At 63.5% G+C, this 18,009-nt stretch carries 19 protein-coding genes; 12 read left to right on the top strand and 7 right to left on the bottom strand.

The features are described 5' to 3' along the window. Positions 1-50 precede the first annotated feature (50 nt). The 3 genes from QM694_RS14150 to QM694_RS14140 all read right to left on the bottom strand — a co-directional run bounded on the left by QM694_RS14150 (position 51) and on the right by QM694_RS14140 (position 3,089). Entirely contained in the window at positions 51-833 is a 783-nt protein-coding gene (locus tag QM694_RS14150; protein WP_415007568.1) for an ATP-binding cassette domain-containing protein, read from the bottom strand. A gap of 13 nt (positions 834-846) precedes the next feature. Beyond that, on the bottom strand, positions 847-1,908 hold the full coding sequence (locus QM694_RS14145) for an ABC transporter permease (protein ID WP_415007567.1): 1,062 nt from the start codon (positions 1,906-1,908) through the stop codon (positions 847-849). 125 nt (positions 1,909-2,033) lie between these two features. Further along, on the bottom strand, positions 2,034-3,089 hold the full coding sequence (locus QM694_RS14140) for a sugar ABC transporter substrate-binding protein (RefSeq protein WP_415007566.1): 1,056 nt from the start codon (positions 3,087-3,089) through the stop codon (positions 2,034-2,036). A 201-nt stretch (positions 3,090-3,290) separates the two neighbouring features. Here QM694_RS14140 and QM694_RS14135 point away from each other — a divergent pair, with 201 nt between their 5' ends. Together QM694_RS14135 and QM694_RS14130 are read left to right on the top strand one after the other, a co-directional pair. After that, positions 3,291-4,514: an ROK family transcriptional regulator gene (locus QM694_RS14135; RefSeq protein ID WP_415008638.1), complete on the top strand. Its 1,224-nt coding sequence runs from the start codon at positions 3,291-3,293 to the stop codon at positions 4,512-4,514. After that, on the top strand, positions 4,514-4,945 hold the full coding sequence (locus QM694_RS14130) for an RbsD/FucU family protein (RefSeq protein ID WP_415007565.1): 432 nt from the start codon (positions 4,514-4,516) through the stop codon (positions 4,943-4,945). The genes QM694_RS14135 and QM694_RS14130 overlap by 1 nt, the downstream gene beginning before the upstream one ends. On the opposite strand, the gene QM694_RS14125 is transcribed toward QM694_RS14130, so the two are convergent. After that, positions 4,946-5,719 (bottom strand): enoyl-CoA hydratase, encoded by a 774-nt coding sequence (locus QM694_RS14125; RefSeq protein ID WP_415007564.1) that lies wholly within the window; start codon positions 5,717-5,719, stop codon positions 4,946-4,948. An 8-nt stretch (positions 5,720-5,727) separates the two neighbouring features. After that, complete coding sequence (mutM, locus tag QM694_RS14120; protein ID WP_415007563.1) at positions 5,728-6,609, bottom strand: bifunctional DNA-formamidopyrimidine glycosylase/DNA-(apurinic or apyrimidinic site) lyase; 882 nt, start codon at positions 6,607-6,609, stop codon at positions 5,728-5,730. A 110-nt stretch (positions 6,610-6,719) separates the two neighbouring features. Between mutM and trpS the strand changes: the two genes are divergently transcribed. Beyond that, on the top strand, positions 6,720-7,763 hold the full coding sequence (gene trpS / locus QM694_RS14115) for a tryptophan--tRNA ligase (protein ID WP_415007562.1): 1,044 nt from the start codon (positions 6,720-6,722) through the stop codon (positions 7,761-7,763). Between the two features lie 4 nt (positions 7,764-7,767). Here the strand turns inward: trpS and QM694_RS14110 are convergent, their stop codons facing one another. Further along, on the bottom strand, positions 7,768-9,009 hold the full coding sequence (locus QM694_RS14110; protein WP_415007561.1) for a VPLPA-CTERM sorting domain-containing protein: 1,242 nt from the start codon (positions 9,007-9,009) through the stop codon (positions 7,768-7,770). A gap of 303 nt (positions 9,010-9,312) precedes the next feature. Here QM694_RS14110 and QM694_RS14105 point away from each other — a divergent pair, with 303 nt between their 5' ends. From QM694_RS14105 to QM694_RS14075, 7 genes are read left to right on the top strand one after another with little or no spacing between them, the layout of a single operon-like run. Further along, entirely contained in the window at positions 9,313-9,873 is a 561-nt protein-coding gene (locus tag QM694_RS14105; protein WP_415007560.1) for a NifU family protein, read from the top strand. 35 nt (positions 9,874-9,908) lie between these two features. After that, on the top strand, positions 9,909-10,961 hold the full coding sequence (gene tsaB, locus QM694_RS14100; RefSeq protein WP_415007559.1) for a tRNA (adenosine(37)-N6)-threonylcarbamoyltransferase complex dimerization subunit type 1 TsaB: 1,053 nt from the start codon (positions 9,909-9,911) through the stop codon (positions 10,959-10,961). Further along, complete coding sequence (locus QM694_RS14095; protein ID WP_415007558.1) at positions 10,958-11,731, top strand: lysophospholipid acyltransferase family protein; 774 nt, start codon at positions 10,958-10,960, stop codon at positions 11,729-11,731. The genes tsaB and QM694_RS14095 overlap by 4 nt, the downstream gene beginning before the upstream one ends. Before the next feature lie 11 nt (positions 11,732-11,742). Further along, positions 11,743-13,095, top strand: coding sequence for a tRNA (N6-isopentenyl adenosine(37)-C2)-methylthiotransferase MiaB (miaB, locus tag QM694_RS14090; RefSeq protein WP_415007557.1), 1,353 nt, complete (start codon positions 11,743-11,745; stop codon positions 13,093-13,095). 22 nt (positions 13,096-13,117) lie between these two features. After that, positions 13,118-14,128 carry a PhoH family protein gene (locus tag QM694_RS14085; protein ID WP_415007556.1) on the top strand — a complete coding sequence of 337 codons (1,011 nt, stop codon included), beginning with the start codon at positions 13,118-13,120 and terminating at the stop codon, positions 14,126-14,128. Beyond that, entirely contained in the window at positions 14,125-14,589 is a 465-nt protein-coding gene (ybeY, locus tag QM694_RS14080; protein WP_415007555.1) for an rRNA maturation RNase YbeY, read from the top strand. The genes QM694_RS14085 and ybeY overlap by 4 nt, the downstream gene beginning before the upstream one ends. Next, the gene (locus QM694_RS14075; protein ID WP_415007554.1) at positions 14,576-15,562 is read left to right on the top strand and encodes a hemolysin family protein; all 987 of its coding nucleotides are present in this window, start codon (positions 14,576-14,578) and stop codon (positions 15,560-15,562) included. The genes ybeY and QM694_RS14075 overlap by 14 nt, the downstream gene beginning before the upstream one ends. Before the next feature lie 157 nt (positions 15,563-15,719). Here QM694_RS14075 and QM694_RS14070 read toward each other — a convergent pair whose 3' ends face one another. Next, positions 15,720-16,709 carry a 2-hydroxyacid dehydrogenase gene (locus QM694_RS14070; protein WP_415007553.1) on the bottom strand — a complete coding sequence of 330 codons (990 nt, stop codon included), beginning with the start codon at positions 16,707-16,709 and terminating at the stop codon, positions 15,720-15,722. A 163-nt stretch (positions 16,710-16,872) separates the two neighbouring features. Here QM694_RS14070 and QM694_RS14065 point away from each other — a divergent pair, with 163 nt between their 5' ends. Both QM694_RS14065 and QM694_RS14060 read left to right on the top strand, forming a co-directional pair. Continuing rightward, on the top strand, positions 16,873-17,475 hold the full coding sequence (locus tag QM694_RS14065; protein ID WP_415007552.1) for an SH3 domain-containing protein: 603 nt from the start codon (positions 16,873-16,875) through the stop codon (positions 17,473-17,475). Between the two features lie 185 nt (positions 17,476-17,660). After that, positions 17,661-18,005 (top strand): hypothetical protein, encoded by a 345-nt coding sequence (locus QM694_RS14060; RefSeq protein ID WP_415007551.1) that lies wholly within the window; start codon positions 17,661-17,663, stop codon positions 18,003-18,005. Positions 18,006-18,009 lie beyond the last annotated feature (4 nt).

The following is an 18,009-nucleotide window of genomic DNA, read 5'->3' as shown; positions in this document are numbered from 1 at the left end:
GAAATGACACGGGGCGGTTTATGCAGGATCAGGTGGCGCGAGGCAACGGTTCAGGCGGCGGCGCGGTCTTCCGGCGGCGCCTTGGCGCCGGTCATGAAGGCCACCGCATCCGACATCGTATAGTCCTTGGGATTGATGACGGTGAGCCTTTTGCCGAGCCTGTGAATGTGGATGCGGTCCGCCACTTCAAACACATGCGGCATGTTGTGCGAGATGAGGACGATGGGAAGGCCACGGCGCTTGACGTCGAGGATCAGCTCCAGCACGCGGCGCGATTCCTTCACGCCCAGCGCCGCCGTGGGTTCGTCCATGATGACGACCTTGGAGCCGAAAGCGGCGGCGCGCGCCACCGCCACGCCCTGGCGCTGGCCGCCCGAGAGGGTTTCCACCGCCTGGTTGATGTTCTGGATGGTCATGAGGCCGAGCTCCGTGAGCTTGGCGCGAGCCACCTTTTCCATGGCGCCGCGATCCAGCATGCGGAAGACGGAGCCGAGCGGCCCCGGCATCCTGATCTCGCGGCCCATGAACATGTTGTCGCCGATCGACAGGGCCGGAGACAAAGCCAGGTTCTGATACACCGTCTCGATGCCGACATCGCGGGCCTGCATCGGGTTGGTGAAGTGGACGGACTTGCCCTCGAGTTTGATCTCGCCCTCATCCGGCGTGATGGCGCCGCACAGCGCCTTGATGAGGGAGGACTTGCCCGCGCCGTTGTCGCCGATCACCGCCAGGATTTCGCCGGGGTAGAGATCGAAGTCGGCATTGTCGAGGGCGGTGACGCGGCCATAGCGCTTCACCAGTCCGCGGGCCTGCAGGATGGGTTCCTTTGCCATGATGATCTCTCCCTTAGCCCGATACCTTACGGATCCACTGGTCAACGGCGACGGCGCCGATGATGAGCAGGCCGGTGAACAGCACCTTCCATTGCGGATCGGCGCCCAGCATGTTGAGGCCCATCGACATGACGCCGACGATCAGCGCGCCGAACAGCGTGCCGAGGATCGAGCCCCGGCCGCCGAACAGCGAGATGCCGCCGATCACCGCGGCGGTGATGGCCTGCAGATTATAGTCGGTGGTGACCGAGGACGGGCTGATCGAGCCGTTGCGGCCGATCGACACCCAGGCGGCGAGGCCGGCGATGAGACCGGCGATGGCATAGGTCGAGACCAGCACCTTGTTGACCTGGATGCCGGAGAGCTGGGCGGCATCGGGATCATCGCCCACCGCATAGAGATGGCGGCCCCAGGCGGTGTGGTTCAGCACGTACCAGAGGAAGGCATAGAGGGCCAGCATCACCAGCACGCCCAGCGTGACGACGGCGGGGCCGATCTTGAAACTGATGCCGAACACATGAAGCCATGAGGTGGCGGCAGTGAGATCAGCCTCGCGCAGCGTTTCATTGGCGGAGTAGATGAGGTTGATCGCCATGACGATCTGCCACATGCCGAGGGTGACGATGAAGGGCGGTAGTTTGAGCCGGGCGACAAGGAAGCCGCTGACATAGCCGCAGGCCGTGGCCACCAGCGCGCCCGCTGCAATCGCCAGCGGGCCCGGCAGGTGATAGGCCAGAACCGCATTGCCCATCACCACGAAGGAAAAGACCATGATGACGCCGATGGCAAGATCAATGCCGGCGGTGAGGATGACCAGTGACTGCGCGGCGCCGAGGATGCCGACGACGGCGATCTGCTGCATGATGAGCGTGAGGGTGTAGCCGGAGAAAAACCGCTGGCCCTTCAGAATGCCGAAGATGATGACGAGGCCGATCAGCACGATCAGCGGCACCATCGAGGGATTGGAATGCAGGAAGTGCTGGAAGCGGCGAAGCCCCGAAGGCTTGTCCTCGAAAGAGGCAACGGCGGTGCTGCTCTGGTCGAGAACCTTTTCGAATTCCTGGGCTGACGCCATGGATATTCCTCCCTCTTGACGCAAAGATTGCGCCCCTACCCTTTGGTGTTCTTCTTATGGAAAAGGCGGCCCCAAGGGACCGCCTTCCTTGTTGGTGCGGATGATGAAACGAAACCGCTAGGGGATCAACCCCAGCACTTGGCGGTGCCTTCCTTGGTGTCGATCGAGGGCACGCCCGCCGCCGGCTTGTCGGTGACGAGGTTCACGCCCGTGTCGAAGAAGGCCTTGCCCGGCGTGGGCTTGGGCTTCTCGCCCGTATCGGCCCATTTCTTGATCGCCTCGACGCCATAGGCGGCCATCATCAGCGGATATTGCTGTGACGTTGCGCCGATCACGCCTTCGGCCACCGACTTCACGCCCGGGCAGCCGCCGTCCACCGAGACGATCAGCACCTGGCCTTCCTTGCCCACGGCCTTGAGGGCTTGATAGGCGCCGACGGCGGCGGGCTCGTTGATGGTGTGGATCACGTTGATGTCGGGATCCTTCTGGAGGAGGTTTTCCATGGCCTTGCGGCCGCCTTCCTCGTTGCCGTTAGTAACATCATGGCCGACGATGCGCGGATCATCCTCGTCGCCGATCTTGTTCGGGTCCTTGGGATCGATGCCGAAGCCGATCATGAAGCCCTGGTCGCGCAGCACATCCACCGTCGGCTGCGAGGGGGTCAGGTCAAGGAAGCCGATCTTGGCCGTCTTGGCGCCATCGCCCATGGTGGCGGCAGCCCAGGCGCCGATCAGCTTGCCGGCCTGGAGGTTGTCGGTGGCGAAGGTGGCGTCAGCGGCGTCCGGGGGATCGAGCGGGGTGTCGAGGGCGATCACCACCATGCCGGCGGCCTGCGCCTTCTTCACCGAGTCCACGATGGCCTTGGTGTCGGAGGCGGCAATCAGGATGCCCTTGGCGCCGTCGGCAATGCAGGATTCAATGGCCGCCACCTGGCTGTCATGGTCGCCATCGACCTTGCCGGCGTAGGTCTTGAGGTCAACACCCAGTTCCTTGGCCTTGGCGAGCGCGCCTTCCTTCATCTTGACGAAGAAGGGGTTGGTGTCGGTCTTGGTGATGAGGCAGGCGCCCACGGCGGCCTCTGCCTGCGCGGTGCCGAACAGCGCCATTGCGGCGGCGCCAAGAAGAGCTGCTTTGAATACGGATTTCACGTCGGTCCTCCCATGGAAAGTAACGTCCCTCATCAGGAACATGCTGACAAAAGTTTTTGGCCTTCAAGGTGCGCGCGCGGTGTTGGCCCCGGCTTCACACTCGGGGCGATCTAAAGCCCAACTCTTTCCCCGAGTCAATATGTAAATCGGAATGATTTATTCATTGACAGGCGGGGCGGCGTGGATGAAGCTCCGATCTTCCATCGAAACAACGCCTTGGCGGCGCGAAGGCAATTGATCGTGACAGGCGAAACCGGCAGCCAGGCCTATCCCCCCGCTCTTTCGCGCGGCACCACGCAATCGGGCGTGAGGCTTTATAACGAGCGGCTTGCGCTCTCCCTGATCCGGCGGCACGGGGCGCTGCCCAAAGCCGAAATCGCGCGGCTGACGGGGCTTTCGGCGCAGACCGTGTCGGTCATCGTGCGGCAGCTTGAAGGAGACGGGCTGCTGCTCCGCCACAAGCCGCAGCGCGGCAAGGTGGGGCAGCCGCTGGTGCCCTTCGCGCTCGATCCCGACGGGGCGTTTTCCATTGGCCTCAAAGTGGGGCGGCGCTCGGCCGACCTCGTGCTGATGGACCTGACGGGCGCCCTCCGCAAATCGGTGCGGCGGGCCTATGCCTTTCCCGCCCCCGCCGAACTTCTGGGCTTCGTGCGTTCAGGCCTCACCGAACTGGTGGAGGACCTGAAGCCAAAGCTCCGTACACGGATTTCCGGCATGGGGATCGCGGCACCCTTTGAATTGTGGAACTGGGAAGAGGAAGTGGGCGCGCCGCATGATGTGCTCGACGCGTGGCGGGGCTTCGACCTTGCCGCCGAGATTGCGGTACTCTGCGACTGGCCGGTGGAGTTCTGCAATGACGCCACCGCCGCCTGTTCCGCCGAACTGCTGTTCGGCAAGGGGCGCGAATACCGCGACTTCGCCTATTTCTTCTTAGGCTTCTTCATCGGCGGTGGGCTGGTGATCAATGGCAGCGTGCATCATGGCCGCACCGGCAATGCCGGGGCGCTCGGCTCCTTTCCGGTGCCGCAACCAACGGGCGGTGCTGTGCAACTGATCCGCACCGCGTCTTTCTACGTGCTGGAACAGGAGTTGAAGCGGCAGGGCAAGGACCCCAACATGCTGTGGCGCAACGCCGATGACTGGAGCGATGTGGGACCGGCGCTTGACCGCTGGATCGCCGAGGCCGCCACAAGCATCGCCTATGCGGCGGCGGGAGTGGCCAGCGCCACCGAGATGGTGGCGGCGGTGATCGACGGGGCGATGCCCGGGGATGTGCGCGCCAAACTGGTGAGCGCCACCAGTGCTGCGCTGGCGAACATCAACATGCAGGGCATTTCGCCGTTCAGCGTGGTGGCCGGCACCATCGGCGCCGATGCGCGGGCGATGGGAGCGGCCAGCCTGCCGCTGTTCGCCAACTACATCATCGACCGCGACGTGCTGTTCAAGGAGATGGCGTGATGCTGAAGGGAATCGACCCGCTGCTCGGGCCGGAGTTACTCCGTGTGCTGAGGGCCATGGGGCATGGCGACGAGATCGCCATCGTGGACGGTAACTATCCCGCCGAGACCGACGCCAAAAATCTCATCCGCATGGACGGCCACGACGCGCCGCGCATTCTCGGCGCCATCCTGTCGGTGATGCCGGTGGACGAGATGGTGCCGCAGGCCGTGTGGCGCCCGGCCGCGTTTGGCGATCCCGCCCGCATGGAGGCGGTGTTCGATGACTTCGCCGCCGTTCTGAAGAAGCACGAGCCGCAGCAGAACATCGTGCCGCTTGTGGGGGCCGATTTCTACAATCGCGTGAAAGGCTGCTTCGCGCTCGTCGCCTCGGGCGAGCGGCGGCTTTACGGAAATATCGTCATCCGCAAGGGCGTGATCCAGCCAGGGTGATCAGCGGTTGTGGAAGTCGGGTTTGCGCTTGTCGATAAAGGCCTGCATGCCTTCCTTCTGGTCTTCGGTTGAAAACATCGAGAGGAACAGGCGGCGCTCGAAGCGCATGCCTTCGGCGAGGGTCGTTTCAAAGGCGCGGTTGACCGTCTCTTTCGCCATCATCACGATGGGCTGCGAATAGGAGGCGATCTTCTGCGCCGCCGCAACCGCTTCATCGAGCAGCTTTTCGGGTGGCGTGACGCGGGCAACGAGGCCGCAGCGCTCGGCCTCCGCCGCATCCATCATGCGGCCGGTGAGGATCATGTCCATGGCCTTGGACTTGCCGATGAACTTGGCCATGCGCTGCGTGCCGCCCGCACCCGGCATGATGCCAAGGGTGATTTCCGGCAGGCCGAATTTGGCGGTGTCGGCGGCGAAGATCATGTCGCACATCATGGCGAGTTCGCAGCCGCCGCCCAAACAGAACCCCTGCACGGCGGCGATCATGGGCTTGCGCGTTTCGGCAATGCCGTTCCAGCCGGAGAGGAACTTTCCCATATAGGCATCGACATAGGTCATCGACGCCATTTCCTTGACATCGGCGCCCGCCGCGAAGGCCCTGTCGCTGCCGGTGATGAGGATGCAGCCGACATCGTTTTCAAGTTCAAATACGGCGAGCGCCGTCTGCAGTTCCTCCAGCAGTTCGGCGTTCAAGGCGTTCAGGGCCTTGGGACGGTCGAGTGTGATGATGCCGGCGCGGCCCTGCGTATCGACACGGATATTCTTGTAAGCCATGGCGGTTCCTATTTCTGGCAGGCCTGACAATAGAACGTGGAGCGGCCGGCTTGCACCTTTCTTTTGAGCGGCGATCCACAGGACGGGCACGGCTCGCCCTCGCGGTCATAGACGGCGAAGCGCTGCTGGAAGGCGCCGGATGCGCCATCGGTGTGGGCAAAGTCCTGCAAGGTCGAACCTCCGGCTGCAATCGCCTCCTGAAGCACGGCGCGGATGTGGCGCACCAGTTCCTCAAGACGGGGATCGGTGGATTTGCCGCGCGCCAGGGTTGAGGCCTTGCGGGCGGGCGACAGCCTTGCGCGATAGAGCGCCTCGCAGACATAGATGTTGCCCAGCCCCGCGACGATCGACTGGTCGAGAAGGGCGGCCTTGAGGGGGGCGCGCTTTCCGGTGAAGGCGCGCTTCAGCAGCATCGCATCGAGTTCATTGCCCAACGGCTCGATGCCGATGCCATCCAGCAGGGGATGGCGGCCATCGGCTTCGACAATATCCATGACGCCGAAGCGGCGGGGATCGGTATAGACGATGCGCGTTTCATCGCCCAACCGGATCAGCACATGGTCGTGCGGGCCGTTGCCCTGTTCGCCCGCACCCGTTTCAAAATAAAATTCGCCCAAGTTGCTGGCCGGGCCTTGACGCTTCAGCACCGTGAAGCGGCCGGTCATGCCGAGATGAATCAGCAGGCTCGCGCCGTCATCGAGGGCGGCCAGAATATATTTGGCGCGCCGCCTCAACCCGGTAACCGTGCGGCCTTCCAGCCTTTCACGGAAGCGCTCGGGGAACGGAAAGCGAAGGCCGCTCCGCCTTGTTTCAACGGCAGCGATGCGCTGGCCCGCGAGCACGGGCTCAAGGCCCCGCATGACGGTTTCGACTTCCGGAAGCTCTGGCATGAGGTCCTTCAGCTAGGCGCATGAGGCGTCCTTCGCAAGCCCGCAATCGGCTCTTTTCAGGCCCAGCGTTTGGGCGCATAAGCCTTCGCGGTTTTTTACGAAAGCATCCCATGTCTCACTTCAGCCCACGCGTCTTCTCCGGCATGCAGCCGACCGGCAACCTGCACCTCGGCAATTATCTGGGCGCCATGCTGAACTGGATCGCCATGCAGGAGACGCACGAGTGCATCTATTGCGTGGTCGACATGCATGCGATCACCGTATGGCAGGATCCGAAAGAACTGCGGCGGGCCATCGTGGACGTGACGGCGGCCTATCTCGCCTGCGGGCTGGACCCGAAGAAGAGCATCATCTTCAATCAAAGCCAGGTGGCCGAGCACGCCGAGCTGGCGTGGATCCTCAATTGCGTGGCCCGCATGGGCTGGCTGAACCGCATGACGCAATTCAAGGAGAAGGCCGGCAAGGACAAGGAGGCGGCGAGCGTGGGGCTGTTCGTCTATCCCACCCTCATGGCCGCCGACATTCTTGGCTATCACGCCACCCATGTGCCGGTGGGCGAGGACCAGAAGCAGCATCTTGAGCTGGCGCGCGACATCGCGGTGAAGTTCAACAATGACTATGCTGAAGCGATTGCCGCGGCAGGGATCAATGACGGGGTGTTCTTCCCCTCGCCCGAGCCCTTCATCACCGGCCCCGCCACGCGGGTGATGAGCCTTCGGGACGGCACCAAGAAGATGTCAAAATCCGATCCTTCAGACCTGTCGCGCCTGAACCTGATCGACGACGCCGACACGATTGCGAAAAAGATCCGCAAGGCCAAGACCGACCCCGAACCCTTGCCCACCGAAAAGGCGGGGCTGAAAGGACGGCCCGAGGCCGAGAACCTGACCGGCATCTATGCGGCACTTGCGGGCGAGAGCGTGGAGAAGGTGCTCGGGCAATATGGCGGCGGGCAATTCTCGGTGTTCAAGAATGCGCTGGCCGACCTTGCGGTGGCGAAACTCGCCCCCATCGGGGCCGAGATCAAGCGCATGCAGCACGATGACCGGGCGCATGTGGAAAAGGTGCTGGCCGATGGCTCGGCCAGGGCGCGGGCCATCGCCGCGCCGATTTTGAGGAAAACCCGCGAGCTCGTCGGGTTCGTGCTGTCCTGAAGGATCAGGCGCGCGGACGGCGGCGGCGCAGCAGGTTGAACGCGCCCAGCCCTGCGATGCCGCTGGCCAGCAGCGGCAATGCGGCGGGAACCGGAACCGGCGACAATTCGGGCTTCGTCAGGCTGCCGAGGCTGAGTCCGGTGCCGAGATCGACGGGCGGGCCGTCACCGATCTGCAGGTTGTTCCCAGTGTTGTTATTGCCGTCCTGGCCGCCATCGCAGGCGCAGGCATATTGTTTTTCGGGCTCTCCGGTGTCCGTGCCGGAGACGGGGAGCGCCTGATGCAGGGGCGTCCAGAACATTTCGGCCCTGCCATATGACGCTTCCAGGGAACCTGCGAAGAACGGCGCGCTGTAATTGAAGGAGACGCGGGCGACAAAGCCGGAGCTGATTGTACGGGACCGCGAAACCGCGTTCACGCCGGGTTCATTGCGCTCCCACCCCCAGCGGACAACATCAGCCGGACACGCCCTGCCAGAGCCACAACCGCCATCGTCAGGCGAGGGTTCTGTTGTAGCGTTTTCCGAGCGGTCAAGACGGTCAAATTGCACGGTGATGGAATTGCTGAAGAATGGCAAAGCCTGATTGACGGGATAAAGATAAGGAAACGATGCGGAAAATGCCCGGTAGGCTTGCCCGATCGGAGTCTCGAAGGTCTTGCGGTTGCGCCCGTCCTGCCAGAGCGATCCCGGGGGCTCCCGCAGGCTGGCCATGGCGTTCAGGCCATAAAGCATGTTGACGGAGGCCGCGGCGAAGGACGATTCGAGGGCATGGGCCTTCACATCCCGCTGGACAGGCAGGTATTCGGCGCGCGGCCGCGCCGTGATGACATCGGCCAGAACCCTGTTGCCGGGCAGCTTGAATTCATCAGGCCTGACCAGACCCCGCACATCCATATGCCATGCGGCCAGCGGCGCTCCGGTTTCAGCCCCGCCGCTTTCGCTGGTGAAGCCGTAGAAAACGCCAACCGCCTGGCTGAAAAACGGGTTGTCCTGCCTGAATGGGGAAAGGGGCGCGAAGCCACCGGCGCTTTCCGACATGAGATAAAACCGGCTGCCGGGCGCGATCATGCCATCGGCAAAGCAAGACATGGAAACGCAGCGATCCGCCACGAGCTTTGCTGACGTTGCGGCACTCCGTTCCGTCTCGAAGTCCGGCCCAACCGGCACCGCATTGGCGGGCGCGGCAGCGGCAAATCCCGCCCAGATCAGGGCGAAACAGAGAAGGCCTGGCTTGAGATACTTCAACTTCCAACAACTCCACCAACTTCATGGATTGCGGCCAGGCATAGCATTGGCGATCTAACAAACTAAAAATTGCAAAGGTGTTTGCTTGCACCGGAAGCACGAAATGAAACTAACTTGAATTATCCGTTTCGTTTTCCTTCAAATTCAAACGCCTCTGTTAATGGTTTGAAAACCCCGCCTTGCGGCAGGCGCCAAGAGCGGCAATATGATTTTTCGCGGCGTAACCCCCACGGCAGGGCCGGCAGAAACAGATTGGAAACCTTCTAAAGAATGTCTATATAATCCCGACAAGAGGAATCGGACATGTTCATCCAGACAGAAGCCACCCCCAATCCCGCCACGCTGAAATTCATCCCCGGCAAGCCAGTGCTGCCCGGCAGCACGCGCGAATACAAGGGCGTGGGCGAGGCTTCGGAATCGCCGCTGGCCCAGAAGCTGTTCGGCATCAGCAATGTGGCGGGCGTGTTCCTGGGGCAGGATTTCATCACCGTGACCAAGGGCGGCGGCGAATGGCAGCATCTGAAGCCCGCCATTCTCGGCACCATCATGGATCATTATCTCTCCGGCGCGCCAGTGCTGACGGGTGCTGCGCCCACGGAGGATGCGGCGGGCGAGGAAGAGTTTGACGAAGCGGATGGCGAGATCGTCTCCACCATCAAGCAGCTGCTCGAAACCCGCGTCCGCCCGGCGGTGGCGCAGGATGGCGGCGACATCACCTTCCACGGCTTCCGGGACGGCGTGGTGTTCCTGAACATGAAAGGCTCATGCGCGGGCTGCCCCAGCTCCACCGCCACGCTGAAGCACGGCATCGAGAACCTGCTGCGCCATTTCGTTCCGGAAGTGACGGAAGTCCGCCCGGTTTGACGGCGGCGGCGTCTCCCGCCTAAGACGCCGCTGACATGAAGCTTCTCGCACTCGATACCTCGATGTCCGCTTGTTCGGCGGCGCTCCTTGATGACACCACAGTGGTGGCTGAGGACTACGCCGTCATGGAGCGCGGCCATGCCGAGGCGCTGGCCCCCATGGTGCAGCGGGTGATGGCGGGTATCCCCTTTTCCAGCCTGCAGCGGATTGCAGTGACAACCGGCCCCGGCACCTTCACCGGCGTGCGGATCGGGCTTTCGATGGCGCGGGGGCTGGGGCTTTCGCTCAAGATCCCGGTGATTGGCATCGACACGCTGCGCGCGATTTCCGCCAATGCACAGGGAGACGGCCCGCTGCTGGTGGTGAATGACGCGCGCAAGGACGATATCTATGCGGCGTTGAACGGCGCCGTGCCCGCCGTGATGGCGATGGCCGATTGCCTGGCGCTTTTGCCGCAAGGGCCTGTGCGGGTGATCGGCACGGCTGGTGATGCGCTGATCGCCGCCTCGGGGCGGAACGACCTGATCCGTATACGGACGAATGACTTGCCTGTTGCGGCGCGGTTCGGGGCGCATTGCCTCTATACCCAGCCCGAAGATGCGCCGCCGGAGCCGCTCTATCTCCGCGCGCCCGACGCCAAGCCGCAGGCGCTTGACCTGCGGCTGATGTCCTGCGGGGATGAGGCGGCGGAACTGCTGGCGGAGCTTCACAGGGCGTGCTTCGCGGACGGGTGGGATGCGGCGGCGTTCCGCAAGATGCTGGCGATGCCCGCCACGGCGATGATCGCGCAGGCGGGCTCCATGCCGGTGGGCTTCATCCTGACGCGGCAGGCGGCGGATGAGGCCGAGATCATCACCATCGGCACGCATCCATCCGCGCAGCGCCGCGGCGTGGCGCGGGCGCTGCTCGATCATCAGTTCACGGAGCTTCGTGGGCGGGGCGCGGTGCAGTGCTTCATCGAGGTGGCGGCGGAGAATGAGGCGGCGCTGGCGCTTTATGCCTCCGTCGGATTCACGCAGGAAGGATTGCGGCGCGGCTATTACGCCAATGGCGATGACGCCATCGTTATGCGGCGGATGCTGACGTGAATCCCCTGCGCTCCTGGTCGGTGCTGATCGTCTATGCGCTGGCGACGATTCCGCTGATGCCGCTGCAGCAGTTGTTCGTGTGGGCGTGGCCCGGCATGGCGCGGGTGTTTCCGCATTATTATCACCGCATGGTGCTGCGGATACTGGGCGTGAGGCTGAAGGTGGTGGGCGAACCGGCGCAAGGCCCGGCGATCCTCGCCTGCAACCATGTGAGCTGGCTCGACATCGAGGTGATGAGTGCCGTGGCGCCTGTCTCCTTCATCGCCAAGCGGGAAGTGAACCGCTGGCCGTTCTTCGGATCGCTGGCCAGGCTGCAGCGCACGGTGTTCGTGGACCGCGAGCGCCGCCACGCCACCGGCCCCTCGCGTGATGAAATGCGCGAAAGGCTGAAGGCTGGCGACACGCTGGTGCTGTTCGCGGAAGGAACATCGGGCGACGGCTTTTCCGTGCTGCCGTTCAAGAGCGCCTTCTTTGGCGCGGCGGACGAGCCGGGCGTTCAGGTGCAGCCGGTGACCATCGCCTATAACGGCCACCGCAACCTGCCGATGACGCGGCGGCTGATGCCCTTCTATGCCTGGTATGGCGACATGGATTTGCCGCCGCATCTCTGGGGGGCGATCGCCTCAGGGCCCATCGAAGTGACGGTGATCTGCCATCCGCCGCTGAGGCTTGCCACGGAGATGAACCGCAAGCAGCTGGCCCGCCACGCCGAAACACTGGTCCGGCAGGGGCTGGTGGAGGCGCTTCACGATCCGGCGAAATTCCGCTAGGACGCGGGGCCATGGATGCACCCGCAAAAAAGGTCTTCGTCAAGACCTATGGCTGCCAGATGAATGTCTACGACAGCACGCGCATGCGCGATGTGCTGGCGCCGCTCGGCTATGCCGAGACCGATACGGCAGAAGGGGCGGACCTCGTCATCCTCAACACCTGCCATATCCGCGAGAAGGCGGCGGAAAAGGTTTATTCCGAGCTTGGCAAGCTGAAGCGCCTGAAGCGCGAACGGCACGCCAAGGGCCAGGAGATGCGGATTGCGGTGGCGGGCTGCGTGGCGCAGGCCGAGGGCGAGGAAATCATCCGCCGCGCGCCAACCGTCGACCTCGTGTTCGGGCCGCAGACCTATCACCGCCTGCCCGCCCTTTTGGCCCGGCAGGAAGATACCGGCCGCGCGGTGGTGGAAGCGGAGTTTCCGGCCGAGGACAAGTTCGCGGGGCTTAGTACCGCCAAAAGCCCGGTGCGCGCCGTTTCGGCCTTTCTCACCGTGCAGGAGGGCTGCGACAAGTTCTGCACCTTCTGCGTGGTGCCCTATACACGGGGTGCGGAATTCTCGCGTCCCCTGGCGCAGATCGAGGCGGAGGCGCGGCGGCTGGCGGAGGCGGGGGTGCGGGAACTGACGCTGCTCGGCCAAAACGTCAACGCCTATCACGGCGAAGATCAGCAGGGCCAGGCCATCGGGCTTGCCGCTCTCGTCGCACGGCTGTCATCGATCCCGGGTATCGAGAGGCTGCGCTACACGACGAGCCACCCTCGCGACATGGATCAAGCCCTGATCGCCCAGCATGCCGAAAACCCCAAGCTGATGCCCTATCTGCATCTCCCCGTTCAGGCCGGGAGCGACCGCATCCTGAAAGCCATGAATCGTGGCCATACCGCAGGGGACTACCTGAAACTGATCGCAAAAATCCGCGCCGCCTGCCCCGGCATCGCCATGTCCGGCGATTTCATCGTGGGCTTTCCGGGGGAAACGGACGCCGATTTCCGCGCCACGCTCGGCCTCGTGCGCGAAGTTCACTATGCCAGCGCCTTCAGCTTCAAATATTCGCCCCGCCCCGGAACGCCCGCCTCGGACATGAAAGCCCAGGTGCCGGAGCCCGAGGCCTTGGCGCGCCTCCATGAACTGCAGGCGCTGCTGCATGAGCAGCAGACGGCCTTTAACGCCGCCTGCGTGGGGCGCACGCTCGACATCCTCGTGGAAAAGCCGGGCCGCGATCCGGGGCAGCTGGTGGGCAAATCGCCCTATCTGCAGGCGGTGCATCTTCAGGGCGAAAAGGCCCTTATCGGGCAAATTATCCCTACCCATATAACAAGTGTTGGACGAAACAGCCTTTCCGGTCATTATGGGACCACGGCATGATTGATTCTGGAGAAACGATCCGTTGAATCCGCCTGTCACTGCAGCTCAGCTGACCCAGCCCAAGGGCGCACGCCCCGACGATACCGACATCCTGACCATCGCCTTTGACGACAATCGCCTGCTCTCGCTGGTATGCGGGGAGCATGACGAGCATCTGGCGCTGATCGAGCACCGGCTGTCGGTTGACATTACGCCGCGCGGCAACCGGCTGGCCGTGAAAGGCCCGGCTCCCGCCCGCGCCATGGCCAGAGACGTGCTCTCCTCACTTTATAACCGTGCCAAGCGCGGGCTCGACATCACCAAGGGCGAAGTCGACGGGGCGATCCGCATGCGCGAGGACGCGGCAGCGGCAGGCAATGCACCGGCGGGCGCCATCCGCACCCGCCGCAAGCTGGTGATGCCGCGCACCCCGGCGCAGGGGCGGTATATCGAGGCGATCCGCCACAATGAACTCGTCTTCGGCGTGGGCCCTGCGGGCACCGGCAAGACCTATCTGGCGGTTGCCTGCGCGGCGGAAGCGCTGATGAATGGCGACGTTGACCGGATCGTGCTGTCGCGCCCCGCTGTCGAGGCAGGCGAGCGGCTGGGCTTCCTGCCTGGCGACATGAAGGAGAAGGTGGACCCCTATCTCCGGCCTCTCTATGACGCGCTCTACGACGTGATGCCGGCCAGCCTCGTGGCCAAGGGCATGGCGGAAAACCAGATCGAGATTGCGCCGCTTGCCTTCATGCGCGGGCGCACGCTGGCGGGCGCCTTCATCATTCTGGACGAAGCGCAGAACACCACGCCGCAGCAGATGAAGATGTTCCTCACCCGCCTCGGCGAAGGAAGCCGCATGGTGGTGACGGGCGATCCCACGCAGGTGGATCTTCCCAATGGCGTGACCTCCGGCCTTGCCGATGCTGTCGCGACGCTGAAAGGCGTGGACAGCGTGGCGGCCATGGCCTTCGCCAATGCCGATATCGTGCGCCATGCGCTGGTGGGGCGGATCGTCCAGGCCTATGACAAGAAGGCCAAGAAGCCCCGGGCATGATCGTTTCCATCGATGTCGAGGAAGAGGGCTGGGAGGCGATCCCGGCCCTTGAAGATTTGACGCGGGGCGCGATCGATGCGGCTGCGGCGATGACCCATGCGCCGGACGGCGAGGTGAATGTGCTGTTCACCGGTGACGCGGAGATCGCCGGGATCAATGCGGAATGGCGGGGCAAGCCTCAACCCACCAATGTGCTGTCCTTTCCGGCGGAGGATTTTCCGCTGCCGCCGGGCGAGGCAAAGCCCCTGGGCGATATCGTGCTGGCCTTCGGCGTTGTTGCTCAGGAAGCACGCGAACAGGGCAAGACATTGCCGCACCACACGCAACATCTTATTGTGCACGGGTTTCTGCATCTCCTCGGGCATGACCATGAGGACGACGCAGAGGCCGAGGCGATGGAAGGCCTCGAACGCGACATCTTGAAAGGACTCGGTATTTCCGACCCCTATGAGCGACAGTGACGACCGGCCTTCGGGCACAGCACCCGACAGTTTCTGGCGGAAACTGAAAGCGCTGGTGGCGCGCAGCCCCGACAAGGGCCTGCGCGAAAGCCTCGAAGGCGCCATCCAGACCCATGAGGCGCAGAATTCCAGCGAAAACCTGGGGCAGGAAGCGAAGTCGATGATGCTCAACATCATCGACTTCTCGGACTTGCGCGTCGACGACGTGATGGTGCCGCGCGCCGACATCGAGGCGATCGACGACACGGCGACGCTCCGTGAACTGATGAAACATTTCCTCGACGCCGGCCATTCGCGCCTGCCCGTCTACAAGGAGACACTCGACGGCATCACCGGCATGGTGCATGTGAAGGACTTCATGGGCTGGATGGCTGCCAAGGGCCAGAAGCGCCGCAAGACGAAATCCGAAAAGCCCGCGCCAGCCGGCATTTCCATCACGGCGGCCGATCTCTCCACCACCGTCAGGCAGTCGGGCCTGCACCGCGAGGTCTTGTTCGTACCGCCCTCGATGCCCGCCACCGACCTTCTGGTGAAGATGCAGGCGAGCCACATTCATCTCGCCATCGTGATCGACGAATATGGCGGCACCGACGGGCTGGTCTCGATCGAGGATCTGGTGGAGGAGATCGTTGGCGATATTTCCGACGAGCATGACACCGACGAGGACAGCCTGATCAAGAAAACCGGCGACGGCGTTTATACCGCCTTGGGCCGCGTCGATATTTCCAAGCTCGAAGACCTGCTGGGCGTCGATTTCCTGCCCGAGGATGAGGAAGAGGAAGCCGACACGCTGGCCGGCCTGGTGTTCAAGCTGGCCGGCCGCGTTCCGGCGAGGGGCGAAATCATCCGGCACCCGAGCGGAACGGAGTTCGAAATTCTCGACTCCGACCCCCGCCGCGTGAAGCGGCTCAGGATCACCGTCAAGACGCCAGTGCAGGAAGGCGGCGAAGGGAAGGAAGACGAGACGGGGTGAGAGGTGGTTGCGTCACCATCTTCTAACTTTGTAAAAGCAGCGGGATTCCTGCTTTCGCAGGAATGACGGAAGAAAGAGTGGGCCCGGCTTGATACGTCACCCTGGCGAAAGCCAGGGTCCCGCTTGCTAATGATGGATGACGCGGGCGAGGAAGATTTCACACCATCCCCGGCAGCACGCGGTCCGGGGGGTTGTGGCCGTCGACCCAGGTCTTGATGTTGATGATAACCTTCTCGCCCATGTCGATGCGGCCTTCGATGGTGGCGGAGCCCATGTGGGGGAGGAGCACGGCTTTCTTCGACTTCAAGAGGCGCGGGTTGACGGCCGGTTCGTTCTCGAACACGTCGAGCCCCGCGCCGCCGAGATCACCCGATTCCAGGAGCCTGGCCAGCGCGCCTTCGTCGATCACTTCGCCCCGCGCGGTGTTGACGAGAATCGCCTCGCGCTTCATCAGCTTGAGTCGGCGGGCGGAGAGCAGATGATAGGTGGCGGGCGTGTGCGGGCAGTTGATGGACACGATATCCATGCGGGCCAGCATCTGGTCGAGGCTTTCCCAATAGGTGGCTTCCAGCTCTTCCTCGACCTTGGGGTTCACCGGCTTGCGGTTGTGATAGTGAATCTGGAGGCCGAAGGCTTTGGCTCTACGGGCCAGCGCGGTGCCGATGCGGCCCATGCCGATGATGCCCAGCCGCTTGCCCCATATCCTGTGACCGAGCATCCAGGTGGGCGACCAGCCTGCCCATGTATTATCCGCGCCGATGACCTTTGCGCCCTCGATCAGGCGGCGGGAGACGGCCATAATGAGGGCCATGGTCATGTCGGCGGTGTCTTCGGTCAAGACCCCCGGCGTGTTGGTGACGGTGATGCCCTTCTTCTGCGCCGCCTCAATGTCAATGTGGTCGACGCCATTGCCGAAATTGGCGATGAGCTTCAACTGCTCGCCGGCGGCGGCGATCACGTCCTTGCCGATCCTGTCGGTGACCGTCGGCACCAGAACCTCGGCCTGCTTCACGGCGGCGGTGAGGGCTTCCTGGTCCATCGCCTCGTCGGCGGCACTGAGCCTCGTATTGAACAGTTCCATCATCCGCGTTTCCACCACATCCGGCAGTTTCCGGGTGACGATCACGAGGGGCTTGCGCTTGCTCATATTCTTCGGCTCTCCGGCATCAAACCTTGACACATTCTTAACCCTGCCCGGGCCATCGTAATGCGGCGGCCCATCCGTTGCACGGCGGGGCCGTTGGTGTAAACTGTGCTTCGCGTTGCCGGGGCACGCCAAGGCGGGCTTCGGCGGGGGAACTGGTACTCAGATGGCTGGACATCGGCGGATCGGCTCCATCGTTCTGGGCTTGGCCTGCCTCGCAGTGGCGGGCGGGGTGGCGTTTTCGCTGTTCACCAAGCATCCCGATTCGCTGGCGCGCGCCATCCCCGCGGATGGCAGCGAGACGACCGGCGCCATCGACAATGCCCCCAAGACGCTTGGGCCTTCGGGCCTTCCAATCCCACGCTTCGTGTCGCTCAAGGCCGAGAAGGTGAATGTGCGGCGGGGGCCCTCCAGCGACCATGCGGTGGCCTGGGTGTTCCAGCGCAAGGGCATGCCGGTGGAAATCGTCGCCGAGTTCGAGAACTGGCGGCGCATCCGCGACAGCGACGGGCAGGAGGGGTGGATCCTGCAGAACATGCTCTCCGGCAAGCGCACCGCCGAAGTGGCGCCGTGGCGGCAGGGCGAGGACATTCCGCTGCACAGCGACGCCGCCGCCGCGTCTGGCCTCGTGGCGCGGGTGTCGTCGGGCGTGATCACCGACGTCAAAAGCTGCACCGGCGACTGGTGCGAAGTCTCCGCCGATGGCTACAAGGGCTGGATCGAGCAGACCAGCCTGTGGGGCGTTTATCCGGGTGAGCCGGTGGATTGACGCAGGCTCCCTGAGCGCCAAGTCCCAACCTCACGTCTGTCTTTCCCGCAAAAGCGGGAATCCCGCTTCTCTCTCCGCCCATTTTGCCTCATCAAAGCGGGGCCCCCGCCTTCGCGGGGGTGACGGGTGTGGTTTGTGATTCCCGAGTGGCAAGAGGAGACGGCATGAAACGATTCTTGTGCGCCATGGTTGTGCTGGCGTGTTCCACCTCGATGGACGGCGGCGCGGGCAATGCAGATTCTTCACTCATGCCTGAAGTATGCGAAAATCCAGACATCCCGGCCGATGTTCTTCACAAGATCGCCAATATCGCCTTCGCTGAAGCACGGCAGAAGGGTAAAACACTGGCCAGGCACGCGAGCGTTCTTGCCGACCTCTTGCCGGCGCGGAAGGATGCCGGCAGGCAGGTGTGGGCGGTCCGGCTCTCGCCGCTTAAATGCCACTCGCTTTCAACGGACGGCGGCGGGTTTGATGTCGAGATTGATCCCGCCACATTCACCGTCATCGTTAGTTATGTAAGCTTATTGTAAGCAC

The sequence above is a fragment of the Aestuariivirga sp. genome (assembly GCF_047602625.1).
Classification (GTDB): Bacteria; Pseudomonadota; Alphaproteobacteria; order Rhizobiales; family Aestuariivirgaceae; genus Aestuariivirga.
The sequence above is the reverse complement of the archived record's forward strand: the minus strand, read 5'-3'. Positions and strand labels throughout refer to the sequence as shown.